Source organism: Lysinibacillus capsici (assembly GCF_020217405.1).
Taxonomy (GTDB): domain Bacteria; phylum Bacillota; class Bacilli; order Bacillales_A; family Planococcaceae; genus Lysinibacillus; species Lysinibacillus capsici.
In genome coordinates this window covers 2074969-2092325 of sequence record NZ_CP084108.1, presented here as the reverse complement: position 1 = coordinate 2092325, position 17357 = coordinate 2074969, and the positions used below count along the sequence as shown (strand labels likewise).

Genomic DNA, 17357 nt, shown 5'->3' with positions numbered 1-17357 from the left:
GCTACCACCACGCTTTCAATGCTTTATAATCTTCATCACCAATCAGATGTTTAATTAATTTATAACATTCTAGACGAATTAAAAATCGGTAAGAGGTTTGTCTGTTTAATTTTCGATGTTTAATGGTCGTGCTCATTCGTTTTTCGAATTCAGCAATAAAAATTTTACGTCCTGTTTCGTTTAATAAGCAAATATGTTCTTCGATATATTCGAAATGTTCCGCACGAATCATCTTTTTGTTTATTAACATAAAAATTAAATTATCCATTAACAACGGTTTGAAGATTTCTGCAATATCCAGAGATAGGGAAAATCTTCGAGAACCTGGTTCATGTAAATAGCTAATTGTTGGGTTTAATTGCGTTTTGTACATTTCAGATAATACAGCTGTATACATTAAACTATTGCCAAATGAAATAAGTGCATTAATTGGATTTGTAGGCGGACGTTTTTCTCTCTTTGTAAATTGAAAATCAGGATTTTTAATAATCGCATTAAAGCATTGATAGTAAGTAAAGCGAATTTTCCCCTCTATGCCCATTAAGGTTTGTATATCCGTAGCATCTGCAACTTGTTTCTTTAGTTGCGTTATTTCATTGATGAATGGCTCTACCTCATCTTTGTAGCGACGAATATTGCGTAACATATGATGAATAGCACTATAGACAAATTGTTGTGCAATATACAACCTTTTATTCAAGTCCATTACATGGGCTGCTTGCTGGACATCAACGAAGCCCGCCACTTTTTTTCGTCTAGGTGTGTAACTACCTGAATAGTAGCCGTAGTAATTATAAAAATGTATATTTACATCTTTTTGATTCATCAAATTAAAAAAAGAGGTGTTAAAGTCCATTTCCGCAAATACATGTAGATTTTCTGTATTTTCTATTGGTAATGTTTTTTTCGTACCATCTTCGAATACTAAATAAATAGTAGAATCTTTTCTTTGAATCCTTCCGTTATTAAATAAATATACATTTTTCATTCCTCTTCACCTACCCAGCAAAATGAATAATAAGCACATTTTGTACAATATCTTAATTTTTTCTTCTTAGGAGGCTTGTCTAGCTGAATAATTTGTTGGATTTGGGCTAACCATTTAGGAATGGCCTCTCTATCCTCTTCCGTTAATTCAATATCATCAACACGTTTTTCTTTTGGATAATGTATTTTGCCTTTTCGATATATCCCCATTTGCTCAAGTACGAATAAATAATATAGAAGCTGCGCCTTATCAGCCTGTTCCATTCTACTACTAGATTTAACTTCTCCTACATAATGCTTGTCCATCATATCAATCCGAATTAAATTTTCTATCCATACTTCTTTTGACTTTTGGCGTTGATAGGACGTATCGTGCAATACCTTCCCTTGCTGTACTTTATCGTCCTCATCCTCAAAGCCAAGTTGATGTGAATGTAACCATAGCTTGCGCTCGCATACTTTCAAATATTGGACTTGCAAACCGGTTGCCTTTAAATCATCCCATTGCAAATGCTTTCACTCCTTGTATGGTATTTTCCATAATTATTGAAAGAAGGCATCTACATCATTTACAAAAATTAAGCCGAGTTCCTCTGTATATTGATAGGTCACAACTGGATATTCTGTATAGCGATCAACTCTAATTGTTGAAGTAACCTCTCCATTTTTTCGTTTTCTTGCATTATCATATGCCCAAGTTGCGATAGGCACTGTGAATTTTTGCAATTCAATTAACAAATTAATCTTCGCCTGCCATGCTAATCTTTTAGATAATTCATTCTTTATATTCTCTATTTCTAATTCATTTTCCCTATAAACACCATATGGTATCACCAATTGATTTTGAATATCTCTTAAGGTCGGCTTATTCTCCTCTTGATAAGGTAATAAATCCTCATACCAAGCTAATGTTTCATCGAATGTTTGAATATATTCGCACTCTGCTCCTAAAGCTTCTCTACTATACACTTGCTCCACAATTTCCATTTTAATTTTCTCATCCATTAGCTGATTGTTATATTGCAGTAGCACTTCCTTGGATTTAGAAAAAATTGTAAAATCAACAACAGATTTTTTGTTGTTCGCAATACCTGATGGCAATGGCTCGCCTGTAAAAACGTAAATATTTGGTATGTTTTTTACATAATCTCGCGTTCGATAAATACGTCCCATACGTTGAAATAAACCTGATGCCTCTGAAAGCTCAGTAAATAAAATATCAAAATCAATATCAACGCTTGCCTCTACTAACTGTGTAGTAATCCATATTCCCGTGTTTAGGCAATCTTTGTTTCCTAATGCTAAAATTGCATCTTCCTTTTCTTGACGGTGCTTGGTGATAAAACGACTGTGTAAAAGAGAAGCCTTTACCCCTGTTTCTTCAAATTCTTTATATAATTGCTGTGCTTTCGTCACCGTATTCACAATGATTAATACCTTTTTTTCCATTGGATGCTTTAAAATTTCTTCTATCGTCAAATCCTTTTCAACAATTTGCATAAAATGACGCTTAATTGGCTGATTATTGGCAGCGAATTTTAAAAATGGGTCTTCTCGTTTTTCAAATGGCACTTCCAATCGTTTCAACGCTTCTATGAAAAGTGGTGGTAATGTGGCAGTCATAATTAAAAACTTACCGCCTATATCCGTAACATACTTCAACCCTAATACGATAAAGGCAGCTAATCTTGCGCTGTACATTTGAATTTCATCAATGATAATTTTGCTATAGGCTAATGTGGCAAGTTTCATTTCAAAGCCTGGATATAACCCGACAAAATCAATAATTTGATCGATTGTCGTCACTGTAAGCGGCATAGATAAATTTTTCGCATGTGTAATCGTTTTTAAATCAAGGTCTTGCTCATCTGCACGTTTGACATATTCAGCATGCATACCACTATGTAGCAATCCTGTATTCTTTTTGCTGCAACCAATTTCATTAATCAATCTGTCATAAATCGCATTGATGGACACTTTTAATGGCAGCGTGAAAATGCCCTTGTCATTACCAAGCCACCAAAGAGCTGCTTCTGTTTTCCCAATCCCCGTTGACGCAATGACTATATGATTCTCTTGTTGGAGAGTATATAAATAGTCTTGCAACTCATTCCTAGTGCGCTTTTTATTATCAAAATACTTTTTCATTTTTTGCGGTAAATCTTCAGGAGGAATTTCAACTTCATAATCTCCACTTGCCGCATAATCCAACTTGTTTAAAAAGCCCTTTATGCGAACGAAACGATACAGTTGCTCACGGTTTTTAAGAAATGTTCGATCGGTAAATTTTCGATAATCAAATTTAGGTTCTTCACGAATATTAAAATCATCATTTAATAGTGACACATATTTTTGTAAATCCTTTTTAATCTCATCACCACTCTCGTACATATTTTGCTCTGCTCGTTCGTGGTGATAATAAACAGCTAAAATTAATAACGTAGCATCCTCTTTACCATAGTGAGTGATTAGATTTTTAATCGGCATAAAAGCACAGCTTAAGTAATTGTGAGGAATTTCATCTATTTCAGGAAATAAATCCTCTATACGCTCTTCTATTGTGCGTACTTTATTCTGAAATTTGGTATTTGCCTTTCCTAAATCATGGTACTTCACCGCTTGTAATAAAATGTCCCAATCTTTCTTTGACAGTGCATTTGGATAAATCTTACGAAATATTTCCCATTTTTTAATTAAATGGTTTGTATGCTCAATAATCGTTTGTGCGGCGGATGTTTTTGTTGCTGATTTTGCTAGTAGCTTTTCAAACATCTACAAACCTCCTTATAAAAAAAGAATGGAGAACATTCCCCCACTCTTATACTAAAAATACGGTATAGCCATCCTTATCGAAAAGCACGTTTTCATATGCAGCAAGATAGTTAGTTGAAGAAGCCGGTACATGGGAAACAATCACCTTTTCCCACTGACGAATGTGCTTTCCTTTAGCAATTTCTAATAATTTATATGTTTTATTTAAACGATAGGATGTACCGACTTTTCCATAAATATCATTCTTGGTCATCGCTTGCGGAATAAAAATATCAAAATCAACTCTCTTGTCTTCATCCATTTTTTGAATTTCTAACTCCACTTCCGTCACTACATTAATCTGCAATAAATCCTCGCGTCTACCTAGTGATAAATATTCAGCAGGTGATTTTAGTGCGTCAATAATGATTGGAATGTATTGCTTGTCCTCTGGTACAATATGCAATACTAGTTCGACATCTACTAATAGCTCTGTTGTGGAAACACCGCGTGTAATCCCCTGTGCTTTCCCATCTGATAACTCCACTTTCAACTGATGGCGACCTTGCTCATACGAACTACCAGCAAACTCATAGCGCGTCCATAAATCATTGACCTTTGCATGATATTTCCCCTGAATACTCACCTGCATTGGCACATAACTGGTAAAGCCACATGCCGCATGCACCATGCCAATAACAGTTGAGTACGGGGGCAATGGATATGATTCCTTTAATTGAAAACTCGTAGGCTTTTTGTAGTTCACTAGGTTCTGATAAGCCTCAATCCGAATCCCCTTCATATGTTCACCTGCTTACTTATAATAATCTGATACAGACTGCTCTAGCTGCGCGAAGAAGTCTGCCATTGGTTTTGCTTGTAAACTTTGCTCAATTTCCTCGTCGTTTGCTAATAATCCTTTGACTAAGCCAACATGTGTATGTTGTTGAATATGTGAATCCAATGCTAAAATTCCCTCAACCGTTGCAACGGCAAGCTTATTATTTTGAAGCTTTAACCGATTTTCGAAAAATGGATTTTTTAAATCATAGACACCACCGATCGCAAAAATTGGAGCTAAATTCTCTCGACGCCCTTTTATATCACGATATAAAAATTTTAATGTACGTAATAAAGAAATAACACGTTTAGCACGTTCCTCTAATGGAATTTCAATTTGATCGTTTGTATCAATCCCAATCTTATCTAAATCCACCGTTAGTGTGTATGCATAAAAGGATTTATGAATTTCACTTTGTGCAATATTTCCACCTCTTAATTCCTCATTAGCTGTTGCACTTTTATGGCGGTCAAACAACCCTTTATTCGTTAAAAATTCTAAATCTGTATTATAACTTTCCAATGCGACAGCATTGGATAAGCGTACCACGGCAGCACGAGTTCTCGGTGGTTTTACCGTTTTCATATAGCCGAACAAATCAATTTCAGGATAATCTGCGATTGTTGCATCTGGGTGAAATTGAATAACGGAGCCATCCATACCCAATGGCGTGTGATTGATATCCATTTGTTCGACAATGTTATAACGCAATGCTTGACGTGAAATATACGTGTACACTTCATGATCTCCACGGGAAATTTTTTTCAAAGAAGCAACGTTGCCAACACCCTCACCATAGTTGGCACTTTCTGCTTCAACTATCATACTGACTGTTAATCCTTTTTTATTCATTTACTTGCTCCTCCTTTGCCATATCCTCTTTTTTGAAATCTTTTCCATTTAATCCTATTAAAAATGCGTAGCCAATTGTTTGGAATTTTTCAATATCACTGAGTGTTGTTGTGAAAAATAGGGGGATACCTAATTTTTCATGGCGTTTATAGCTATATGCCTGTACAATTGTTTCCATAAATTTATTAGGATTTTTTACTTTTAAAGCATTTAACAAACGGTGTGAAATAGCATTTAATTTTGTTTCTTGACCTCGATATACTTTTCTTAATTCGTAGCCGCTAATCCGAATACTTCTTAACTCTTTATCTGTCATATAATGTGAACCTCCACTTAATACATAATTTGAAATTTTCAGAATTTTATAGATAGAAAAAGTATCCGTATATTTATCATCGATTACTAAACGTATTAAACGATAGAGTAAATCACTAAAGCGTTGTCCATTATAAAAACGTCGAATAACTTCTTGATAGAGGCTTATATAGTCTCCGTTTTCCTTAACAAATTTCCCCGTCAAGTAATGGAAGTCATTCCGGTTATCATAAAGCTGCTGTGCTTTGTCACGGGATAACATATTGAATGTATAAGGTCTGGATTCATTATTTTTGTCATATTTAACAATCTGGATATTGTCAATTTCTACATTCTTCTTGTTTTCTGCGTGTTGATACATTTCATTGATAATTTTTGAATATGCCATTTCCTCCAGCTTATCGCGTGTATATTCTTCTCCTCTATCGTTGCGTAACTGAATTTTATTGTAAGCTAGTAACTCGACAATGGATTGATTGCTATTGATAAAGAGACCTATCCCATTTTTCAATGTGAAGCCTAATGGCAGACAACTATACACAATATTACAGATTGGACAAATAAATAGATTGCGCTGATGGTTCCAATAATGCGAGGATTTTCTTGCCCCATCAACCCCTAAATTTTGTACCCAAGTAAGATCAAATGCCTCTGAGATAGACTTCATTTTATTGTCACAGCACGCACATGTTAATTTATTTTTTCCATACTTTTTTTCATCTTTCTTTGACGTTAGAAAATCTTGAGCAGGTTTGATGAAGTAATTAAAATATTCTTCATAGAGATCCTTTTTACTTGCATTGCTATTTAGGAAGGAGACATTGGACCAAAAACCTTGAATAACTTGATATGTAAGGACACGTGGGATGATAAATCGCTTTGCATCCTTATGCTTTAAATGCTCGACAATTTGTAGTAATGCGTCCACAGCGTCTCCAATTTGAGGCTGAATTTTTTCCAAGGTTTCTTTTTTCCTCTGTGTTACCTTTTTTAAACTTTTTGCAGCCTCTAAAAAATCAAATGGAATCGCAGACAGAAATGGATAGACATTCTTATAACTATTCGATGACAGCCAGTATTTCACTTTTTCAATATGGGCATTGAGCCGTTCTAAGTTTTTTTCATCTCCAATGTCAGTTTTCGCTCTTAATAAAAACTCTACAATAGTAGGATTAGTCATTTTATAGTAATTTGTTTCATGTCCATATTGAGCAGATAAATAGGCAAAATAATGTTCTTCAAAGTTCGCTAAATTGCTTTCTGGAAAACTAATAGTCTGATAATCGCTCTTACTATACTCTAGCTTTGCATAGTCAAATACACGGCAAAGTCCCAAAATACTGGCATTGTAAATTGTTTCATCTAACTGTAGTTCAATCATTCACTTCACCTCCTACTCATTCACCATTTCAATGCAGCCTAGCATTTGTGATCTTCTAAAACCAATACCCGTCTGCGTTAATAAAGCTAAATCTTCTGGATGTCCTCCTAGTACAAAGCTTCCTTCAAAACCATTCAAATAAAGAATTCCTTTTTCATTTAAATTTTTAAGCTTGTCATGCTTTAACTGCACAACTTTTTTATGCATCATTACTGATGTAAAAACTAGTGGCTGATGCAATGTCCGCCCAGCAACAGATTTTAGGCATTCATTTGCTGCATAATTCAATTCCTTCTCATAATCAGGATCATCAATATTTAAATATTGATTGTTTTTATCTTTAATAACGATGGTGCTGTTTGTTTTAAATAGAGCTTGAGATTTTGTAGGTAATTTTTCAGATAAAAATTTAACATGCTTAATGTGTAGGGTGTATGACTTATATTGCATTTGCTGATGCTCAAGTAAGCCATTATACAGAGTTATCATAAAATTTATATCAGAAGAAGAAATGGTCATACGAATGTCTTGATGGATGATAAATTCATCACCTTCTAGCGTATAACCATTTAAATAAATCGCTCCTGTAAAAGGACGCATCGCCTTGTTAGCTTGATGTTCCTCAAAGCTATACAAACTTTCCTTTAATTCTGGATTGACAGAAGATAGTCCGGCTTTAACTACACTCCCAGCTAAAAAATGATAATGCTTAGGTATTTTCTCCGCTTCCATAATGATCTGCAACCTCATTTGGCTTCACCTCCTTTTTATTTCATAGACTACTCCTAGATATAGTAAGGATATTTTTAGGAGTTAATTTACATTTATAGTAATTTATTTTTCACAATTAGTCAATATTTTCTAAAAATTAAATTATTATTAAAACTATATAGGATAACTATTTATTTTGTGATTTTATTCTCATTTATTTTCTTAGCTTTTATTGATAAGATAGGAAAATCATGTTTAACTAAGTGGAATTTAAATATATATTTTTAAATAATGTTTAATTTTTTAGAAAACTATCTCATTTTTTATTAACTATGTGGAAATTTACTTACTTCAAGTTCTTACTTTCTTAAAAAAAACTACAAAAGAGCCTACTTGAGACTATTTCGAGTAGGTTTTTTACATAGCTGATTACTTTTAGTAATTCTAACAAACTTCATTTAATTTCCTTTACCCTCTTCACTAAACGCCGATTACACATGATGAGGATGTAACACAAGTAAGGCAAATTTATAAAGCATGAAAATATTTAACATAGATACAAAACTCCCTATGAGAATGTGCTCGACATGAACTATTACTTGAATAAAATGGATTTTCTCCTCTTTATAAAAATTGCAGTGAATCATTTTACAACATTAAATCCCTTCAATGCTTTCCATGCCAAGCATTGAGGCACTTGAATAACAAAGGGAAATTTTCAAACTACAGATTGACTGCAAAAAAATGATATTAGTCTCAAAGTACAACCTGATAAAGCGTTGAAAAATAAGGTTTTTTTGATTATGCTTAAGGTGGGTTTTCATTAACTAAGTGGAATTTAAATGAAATAGCAGTAAATTCATTCAAAAGAGTTTGTATGTTTTCATTAACTAAGTGGAATTTAAATTGAATACGTGTCTTTTTTCTTCTAGTGGTAATAAGGTTTTCATTAACTAAGTGGAATTTAAATTTTACAAAGTATATCGAGTTGTTTATGACAGTCGATGTTTTCATTAACTAAGTGGAATTTAAATATCATATTTGCAATATACATCCATTAGCAATGGATGGGTTTTCATTAACTAAGTGGAATTTAAATGCTGTGAAGTTTGTAATTGAAACTGTGTGGAATGCCAGTTTTCATTAACTAAGTGGAATTTAAATCCTTAAAATCTTGTCATAGTGTCATTCATGCAAAGGGTTTTCATTAACTAAGTGGAATTTAAATTATTGAAGCGGGCTTTAGGTTACGAATACATGGAGGTTTTCATTAACTAAGTGGAATTTAAATGAAACAACGGTAGATGTTGAAAAAATGCGTGCTCAGGTTTTCATTAACTAAGTGGAATTTAAATTATCAAGTCTTAATGAAATTCGGAAAAGGGGCAAAGGGTTTTCATTAACTAAGTGGAATTTAAATAACGTTACATCTACGTCATAACGTAGAACGCCTTCAGGTTTTCATTAACTAAGTGGAATTTAAATTCTTGTTTCTTGATTGTGATATACGTGTATGGCTATGGTTTTCATTAACTAAGTGGAATTTAAATGTATCAACTTTTGTTTGCATTGTAGTTCCAGTTGCAGGTTTTCATTAACTAAGTGGAATTTAAATGAATTGTTGGAGGCAACAGCATGAACCAGACACAAGGTTTTCATTAACTAAGTGGAATTTAAATCCAAAATTAACTGATTTACTACCCCAACCTGATGTGGTTTTCATTAACTAAGTGGAATTTAAATGATTGCGGTTTTATCCTACTAGACAAATTGGAACAGGGTTTTCATTAACTAAGTGGAATTTAAATAAGAGAGAAAGGGGAGCACCTCTTGGTAACACAAACGGTTTTCATTAACTAAGTGGAATTTAAATGTGAAAAAGGAAGGTGTAAAACGTGTGGAAGCCGAGGTTTTCATTAACTAAGTGGAATTTAAATGGACTTAATGGTAATACTGGTGGATCTGGAACATTCGGTTTTCATTAACTAAGTGGAATTTAAATTTCACCATTACAGCACCATTCATATTGATACGTTGGGGTTTTCATTAACTAAGTGGAATTTAAATATTTCATTATATAAGTATGCAAAAGCTTCACATACAGGTTTTCATTAACTAAGTGGAATTTAAATTCATTTATTTCAGTTAAGGAACTTAAAATTTGTTCCCGGTTTTCATTAACTAAGTGGATTTTAAATTCCGAAGATGACAGCTTTGATATTGTGGTAAATTGTGGTTTTCATTAACTAAGTGGAATTTAAATTAAACCATCAGCATATCTTCAAACGTCATTTTCTGTGGTTTTCATTAACTAAGTGGAATTTAAATTTTATCGCGCGATTAAGGATGGTAAAGAACTAAAGGGTTTTCATTAACTAAGTGGAATTTAAATGGACTTGTTTAACATCACTTATGTGTTGTACTTCTGGGTTTTCATTAACTAAGTGGAATTTAAATGTTTCACCAGAGCGTGATGCTGAATTAAAGTCTGAGGTTTTCATTAACTAAGTGGAATTTAAATACCACCATCGATTTTTGAATAGGTTAAGAGAATCAAGGTTTTCATTAACTAAGTGGAATTTAAATATTAAAGAGACTCTTATAGGCGTTGGAACAGCTGTTGGGTTTTCATTAACTAAGTGGAATTTAAATAAGGTAACTTAATCAATATGATGAAAACAGCAGGGGGTTTTCATTAACTAAGTGGAATTTAAATTTTGTGAAGAAATCGACAGCTGATAAAGATATTTCGTTTTTCATTAACTAAGTGGATTTATAATAAGTAAATAGGTTAGGAAGATATTGTCCAACTGAAGGCATTTTTATTAGCAAGTGGCATTTAAACCCTTGCAATCTATTATTCGCTAAAAAAACCAACAACAACCCAATCCCCTCGGTCATTGCTGGTTCTTTTCATTTACATTATTTCTTGCGTTTCACAAATACAATAACAAAAATAGCGGCTAGTGCTGCTAGGATGGCGATCATCCATACTGTGTTTGAGTTGGATGTTGTGTCATCTGCTGCGGCTGCTTGTTGCTCTTCTTTTGGAGTAGCGTTCGAAGACTCCATTTCTTTGGCATCCTCTTTCACCACTTGTGCAGTGCTAATTTGCACATATTGTAGTGTTGCTTCATTCGAGGCGGTTGCTTCATGCTCGTGGCTGTCGCCATGGCCTTCTGCATGATCCCCATGGCTTTCCTCTTGCCCACCGTCATGTCCATGATGGTGATCCGCTCCTGTTGTAAAAATAGAACGTTCTAGCTGTTGCCCTACCCAGCTTTTGGCATCTGTTGAATCGGCAAAGATGCGAGGGTGTCCTGACAGCATGTATGTTTTACCGTCGATGATGATTCCTGTTTGGTCACCTGTGACTACGTCTTCAATCGTACCCGTTGGTCCTTCTGCAAAGCCGCCCATCTGAATAAGCGTATGTCCGCCCATATCAAATGTAAGGTGCTCTGTTAAGAATGCAATGTACTCTTCTTTCGTCATGGTTGCGTCAGGATTGGCTAGCTCAAGTTTATGATGAAAAAGTGCTGTATTTATTTCCTTGTACGTTATATCTCCCTCTAGCGAAGACACGTAATCCTCTTTTTGAGCTGCTTGTGCTAGCTCATCCACTGTGGCTCCCTCAAGGCCGAAAAAGCCACCTACCCAGCCTGCAAAGTCCTTGCGTGAAAGATTGTCTGTTGGTTTTAAGGCCATATCCTTGCCATTGTACCCAAGAAGCCCAATACTGTGTAGTACCATAATGTCCTGAATATTGGCGGCTGTTTCAGGGACATCCGTGAATAGTGTACTTTTATCCATCGTATGGGCGTAGGCAACGGGTGCCATGAATAAAGTACTCATCAATAATAAAAGTAAATATTTTCTCAAAATGATTCCACCTTCCAATCCCTTAGTATACAGATGAAATGTGAGGGAAGTTTGAAATCCACAGGTAATTTTTATAGCTTAAACTGACAAATCAGGGCGTTTAGTTGTTCAGCCATTTCTGCTAAATGCTCGGCACTATGTTTAATTTCCGCCATGGAGCTTGCCGTTTGCTCAATGGTAGCCGATGTTTCCTGAATGCCTGCCGCTGATTGTTCGGAGACAGCAGCAATTTCATCGACTGCTTTATTAATCGTGACCGTATTGTGAACAACCTCTGCTAGCTCCACTGACATACCTTCAATGCCTGTCCCAATGGCCTCTATAGCATCCGCAATTCGATAGAATGTCGTATTGGTTGCGGCCATTTGCGTTGTGCCCTTTTCTACTTCCTCATAGCCTTGCTCTAGCGAGGTGGCTACTGTATCGGAATCATCCTGGATTTTTCTAACAATCGCTGTAATATCATCGACGGAAAAGGCGACCTGTTCGGCTAACGTTCGAACCTCGTCAGCCACCACGGCAAAGCCTTTCCCCTGTTCCCCAGCTCTAGCTGCTTCAATCGCTGCGTTCAATGCGAGTAAATTGGTTTGGGCAGCTATCGTTTGAATGACCGCCACAAGCTTAGAAATCTCCTGTGTTTGCTTACTTAAGCCATTTACCTGATTCACCGCGTCCTTTACTGTATGCTGGATGGCTTCCATTTGTTTTGTGGAAGTGGTCATTAAGCTTCTACCTTCTTGCGTTAAAGCTTTTACGTTCTGCGAATACTGTAGAACATCTTTACTGCCGTGATGAACCGTAGTGACTTTGCTTGCAAAATCACTCATGGAGGAAGCGACATCAGAGGCGTGACCTGCCTGTAATTCTGTCCCACTTGCCATTTCTGTAACCGTATGAACAATTTGCTCTGTTCCTGTTTTAACCTCTGAGGTCGACTGAAGAAGCTCCTCACCATGTGCCGCCACATCATTGGACACCGTTTGAATATGCTTTAATAGACGATTTAATATAGCTGACATCGTATTAGTCGCTTCCATCAGTTGTCCCACTTCGTCCTTCGATTGAACCTTCAAAGGCGGCTCACTTAAATCGCCATTGGTCATTTGTTGCATACGCTTGGTTAACGTCACGAGTGGTCTTGAAATACCACGAGCACTTAATAGCTCAATTATCACTGCTAGAAGAACAATCACCACACCTACGATAATGGCAATTCGCTGTTTCTGTTCCCCAGCGGCAACACTGTCTTTCCCTACTTCATTAATGGCTAGTTTTCGTTGCTCAGCTAAGCCTTCGTAGCCTTCACGAATAGTTGTAGCTGTGTCATCCATTTTTGTGAGGTTTTGAGTAGCCAGATTGGTGTTCCCTTGTTCATATACCGAAAATACCTCTTGTTCAATATAATGGTTCCATTCCTTAGACATCTCCGCAAATTGTCCGAATTCGCCTGAGGAAGAGAATGCTGATCGTTTTTCTTCATTGCTTAGTTCCTTTGCAACATTATCCTGAAATATCTCTTTATACTTTTCTCTCCCAGAAAGCACATAGCCTCTAGCTGCCGCTATTCTTAAATCAATGGACTGTGCCTGCTCGTAATCGATGATTAATAGTTGTAATTCTTGCTGTACTATTTGCTCTGTCGCATCATTGCTTTGCTTGATGGCAAAGTAATTGTAAACAATATATCCCATCACGATTGCAATCACAATGCTAAAGGAAAAAACAATGCGTCTACTGATTGTTTTGAACTTCATTTGCAAAAACCCCTTATTTTCCTAATCTATTCCATCATTAAAAATCTACCATTTAATAAGGGCGATTAGCGGTTTTAGGAATTTTTGCTATATTTCCAGAAATAACTTGGTCAATATAATGTTTTTTATAGCATCTTTTATCGTACGCCTTTAGTACTATTCTTAATCCCAGCCATTGAACATTACATCGCCAATGGTTTGGCTATTAAAATAAGAGACGTATTTCCATTCTGTAGTAGATAGGCTATGGAACGCCTCATCCTTTATTAGTAATGTTGTAAGTGTCTCCGCTTCCAAGCATTTTCGCATAGGAAAATATTTATGCAGGTGAGGCTTGGATAAAAAGGTAAAGCTACTCTCCTCCTGCCTGGCAAAGGCGATGTACGGCATCAAACGATGATGAAGGATCGTCAGTGTTTCTCCATCGATTTCGATCAATGCCTGCATATAAACAAAGGGCGCTTGATCGATAAATTGCCGCACCTTCGCTCGTTGTTCGCTTGTCACTAAATGGTACACCATCGACTGAAACATGCGCATGTCCTGCTCAATTAAATGCGCTGCATCGAAACCAGAAATTCCTTTTGTTAAACGCAAGTCATCCATCACTCCTTGTTCTTTGTCTCTATATAGGACCTTCTCGTTTGGATGAGGCATTTCCTGCCAATCTATGCATTTCTTTTAATGTGATAATCAATTTGTAAAAACGGAATACCAAATAACGTCATCTGATGAAGTGCTGACAATGTCTTGTCATCTACCGCAGAAATTTGAAAATGCTCCTGTAAGGGTAGCCTCATCACATTTTTTCCTATCGCCAAATAAATTCCTGCTTCTCCAGCATGGCGACTTGTTAGGTGTAGTTGACCATTTTCTTCGTAGGCATACAAAATACCAACCATTGTTGAGAACGGGAGTGGTAAGGCTATATTCATATAGGTCGTTTCGTTGCTTGTGTGCTTCGAATAAATCGCGACAAAAACGGTTTGCTGATGAATTGTCCGAATCCATGCACGTGGAGACGGACGGCTATCTTGTGCAGAATCAACCTGAACAATGCTACCCGTCATTTCAATTTGCTTACTGGAAAAGGGTAAATTGAGCTGTTGGAGAAAACGACCCATGCCTTGATAAAGAAAGGCAAAAGGTCGAAACCAAGTCTTCCAATGCACCCTCGAAAACAGACGATAGGTCGTTGTATGCTCATAAAAATGTGGAATGACAGGCGGTAGCTTTGCTGTATTGACAAAATCCTGTAAGGCATCGACCAAGCCAGGGTGTGGTATATTCTCATGATGGAGCTTCCCGCGAATTTGGCTTACAGGGAACTCAAACGGACGCTGTGTTGTTGGGGGGACAGCCATTAGCCAGGCGATGACCCCTAAAGCCCCAAAGAAAACACCATTGATCACACCATGGAATTGAAGCATTTCTGGAATGCCGATGGAAAAGTTTCCGCTGACACGACTGTAAACATACAGACAAGACCCAAGAATCGTCAGACAAAGCGCTCCATAGGAAATCCTCAGCAATAGCCCCTGTTCAAACGGAAGCTTTGTTTTGAGCGCTACGAAAAACAAGCCGTAAATGGCGAAAATATAAAGAGCAACGGCAATGATTTCGATGAGAACGGAAAAGGCAATACCTATCGCAACAAGGATTGGTCCTGCTAGCAATATCATCACCATGACACGATACCCATTACTATCATGTAATCGACCTAAAAGTCCTACGGAAATGGGTAATAAACAAGCTGAATAATGAAAGTGAATCGCTGTTAACCACGTTATTAATGGTGAAAAACCCGTATCCATGTTAGCGACATAGGCGAAAAACCACAAACCACCAAGAGCTAGGTAGAAAAGCCCCATGTCGATAGCAAACTCCGCAATATTCGTAAAGCCTCGTTGTAAAAATCTTTTCACGCCTTGTATGGCAATATAGAAGGTATACAGTACATACATGCCTGCCAAAACATTAGCCAATAAGCCATCCGTCGACCAATGCAGCAGTGTAACGGCTAGCATCATCCCAATAATGATGGCTTTGCCCGCTTTTGTAACATCGACAACCATTGAAACCATGGTGGGAACAAAAATCAGTTGAGCAACTGTTAGTAACCATAAGTAATTGGGTTGTCCACTTCGCACAAAGCAAATCACCGTGAACAAAATCCCTAGTAAAAAAATAAAATTACTTCGATTGTTGCGTAAATTCACCAGCATACAACATGAGCCTCCCTATGAATGGATTATGAATGGAGACATGAATGGTAAAGACATTTTTCGATTCATCAAAGCCTTCCTCTACAATGACTCGGCCCTCTAACAGTCTAGGCATCGGGCATTCGAAACGCGAGAGGACTAACCGCTGCTTACCTGACCGAATGACTAGTGTCCCCGCTCGTGTCACCGTAAAGTGCAAATCAGAATAAAAAAGAGCGGGTGTGCCTAAATAATCTCTCACAATTTTTTGGATTGGATCAATGGTCATCCTTGCATCAAAATGTCTTGTTTTCTGCGGGAAATAAAAGGTGCGCTCCCATAGTACCTCTAGTTCCCCACTTGGCAGGACTCTGCATGTATTCGAAATAGTAAAGGGGATATCCTCCCCTGACTCTGGGAACAGAAATCGCGTTTTCGCAGCCAGTGTATAGAAGGGACGCATCCATTTAGCACCAGATTTTATTTGATGCATCACGCCCTGAGCAAAAAATGGTTCATCTATTGGTAACGCATAACGTTGCTGTAGCATCGGATGAAGTCTCGCAAAATCATCCCCTAATATTGTTTGATAGATCGTCATCCTTGTTATCCTCGCTTTCTTTTGCAACTTTGAGCACTCGGTACATCCTTACTTAAGCTAAAGCCGACAATCGACAACACCCATAAAGCGCTATTAAAGGTAAGTGGATTAAAGGGTGCTTGTACACTTGTCGGGTCCGCAACAGTAGCAGCTATCGTCAAGAGCGGAAAAATGATAATTTGCATACCAAAGAGCCAGCGTTTTCCTCGCGGGTAAAGCCAACATAAAGCAAAGAGAATTTCCGCAACCCCTATCCAAATAACCAGATAATCTGCATGATTTAGTAATGAAGCCGTCATCTTTAATTCCTGCGGATGTAAATGGATAATCTTCGGTACAAGACCATGATAGAACCAGACAAAGCAAAAGAATAGACGCATGAGCATCGTTAAAAAGAATCGTCTATACTGTGCAGCAGGATTTTCTCCTTTTTCTAGCCATCTTTTTAAAACATCAAAGCTGAGTGCCGTCGCCCACCCCATTAATGGACGAAAAAGTAAATCAAAGAATACGCCAAGCTTGCCGTAGCGTGTGTCATAATCATATTGGGTCAGGAATGTCAGCCCCTGTTGATGCGGGATATATTGCCAATAGCCCTTTCCCTCCGCTATAGGTGAGCGCTTTTGAGGCGTACCAAAATGCAGTGAGGATGTTCGCGTGCCATTTTCTTTATGATGCTCCCCCTTGCTTTCTCCCCAGCCGCTTACCTGTAAGCCTGGCATGACCTTCGTTTCATAGGTAAAACGCTGTGGCTCCTCAGTTGCTTTTTTCGGACTATATGTAATCGATGTAAAACGTAAATCCCATTGCTCATGCAGCTGAGGATTTTGTGTATAATCCCACGCTTTCTCTATAGGAGCCTGAATGTCTATCTCGACATAAATAGGCTTTCTGCTCATAAACTCACTCCTTTTTTGATGAAGCCACTATCATTATAGCAGTAAATTGATAACCTTCTATTAAATGGGTATGCAAATTACGTTTCTCAATAAAAATAAAAAACTTGAATCGAAAAGATGACTTGAGTCTAATGGTATCGTTTGTACTATGTTTTTAAATAGTTTTAACGAGAATACTA

13 protein-coding genes and 1 CRISPR repeat array are annotated in these 17357 nt (G+C 36.9%); all 13 genes read right to left on the bottom strand.

The genetic code is table 11. The features are described 5' to 3' along the window. Window position 1: 1 nt before the first annotated feature. Entirely contained in the window at window positions 2-988 is a 987-nt protein-coding gene (gene cas1b / locus LCP48_RS10085) for a type I-B CRISPR-associated endonuclease Cas1b (protein WP_004228689.1), read from the bottom strand. Then, entirely contained in the window at window positions 985-1497 is a 513-nt protein-coding gene (gene cas4, locus LCP48_RS10080; protein WP_004228691.1) for a CRISPR-associated protein Cas4, read from the bottom strand. The genes cas1b and cas4 overlap by 4 nt, the downstream gene beginning before the upstream one ends. A gap of 33 nt (window positions 1498-1530) precedes the next feature. Beyond that, entirely contained in the window at window positions 1531-3759 is a 2229-nt protein-coding gene (locus LCP48_RS10075) for a CRISPR-associated helicase/endonuclease Cas3 (protein ID WP_004228693.1), read from the bottom strand. 46 nt (window positions 3760-3805) lie between these two features. Next, complete coding sequence (gene cas5b / locus LCP48_RS10070; protein WP_004228695.1) at window positions 3806-4540, bottom strand: type I-B CRISPR-associated protein Cas5b; 735 nt, start codon at window positions 4538-4540, stop codon at window positions 3806-3808. A 12-nt stretch (window positions 4541-4552) separates the two neighbouring features. Beyond that, window positions 4553-5431: a type I-B CRISPR-associated protein Cas7/Cst2/DevR gene (gene cas7i / locus LCP48_RS10065; RefSeq protein WP_004228700.1), complete on the bottom strand. Its 879-nt coding sequence runs from the start codon at window positions 5429-5431 to the stop codon at window positions 4553-4555. After that, a complete protein-coding gene (locus LCP48_RS10060) occupies window positions 5424-7127 on the bottom strand; it encodes a Cas8a1 family CRISPR/Cas system-associated protein (protein WP_009371070.1) in 1704 nt (567 codons plus the stop codon). Before LCP48_RS10060 ends, cas7i begins: the two co-directional genes overlap by 8 nt. A 12-nt stretch (window positions 7128-7139) precedes the next feature. After that, entirely contained in the window at window positions 7140-7877 is a 738-nt protein-coding gene (gene cas6, locus LCP48_RS10055) for a CRISPR-associated endoribonuclease Cas6 (RefSeq protein ID WP_004228706.1), read from the bottom strand. A gap of 776 nt (window positions 7878-8653) precedes the next feature. Next, a CRISPR array of direct repeats spans window positions 8654-10618; the repeat unit is 29 nt; unit sequence GGTTTTCATTAACTAAGTGGAATTTAAAT. A gap of 142 nt (window positions 10619-10760) precedes the next feature. Next, window positions 10761-11720 carry a hypothetical protein gene (locus LCP48_RS10050; RefSeq protein ID WP_216486900.1) on the bottom strand — a complete coding sequence of 320 codons (960 nt, stop codon included), beginning with the start codon at window positions 11718-11720 and terminating at the stop codon, window positions 10761-10763. Between the two features lie 71 nt (window positions 11721-11791). Further along, the gene (locus LCP48_RS10045; RefSeq protein ID WP_009371065.1) at window positions 11792-13474 is read right to left on the bottom strand and encodes a methyl-accepting chemotaxis protein; all 1683 of its coding nucleotides are present in this window, start codon (window positions 13472-13474) and stop codon (window positions 11792-11794) included. A 162-nt stretch (window positions 13475-13636) separates the two neighbouring features. Further along, entirely contained in the window at window positions 13637-14080 is a 444-nt protein-coding gene (locus LCP48_RS10040) for a hypothetical protein (protein ID WP_004228713.1), read from the bottom strand. A 62-nt stretch (window positions 14081-14142) separates the two neighbouring features. Then, window positions 14143-15699 carry a YndJ family protein gene (locus LCP48_RS10035; protein ID WP_009371063.1) on the bottom strand — a complete coding sequence of 519 codons (1557 nt, stop codon included), beginning with the start codon at window positions 15697-15699 and terminating at the stop codon, window positions 14143-14145. Next, a complete protein-coding gene (locus tag LCP48_RS10030) occupies window positions 15668-16279 on the bottom strand; it encodes a DUF4166 domain-containing protein (RefSeq protein ID WP_004228720.1) in 612 nt (203 codons plus the stop codon). The genes LCP48_RS10035 and LCP48_RS10030 overlap by 32 nt, the downstream gene beginning before the upstream one ends. A gap of 5 nt (window positions 16280-16284) precedes the next feature. Beyond that, on the bottom strand, window positions 16285-17178 hold the full coding sequence (locus LCP48_RS10025) for a DoxX-like family protein (protein ID WP_225340916.1): 894 nt from the start codon (window positions 17176-17178) through the stop codon (window positions 16285-16287). Window positions 17179-17357: the final 179 nt, after the last annotated feature.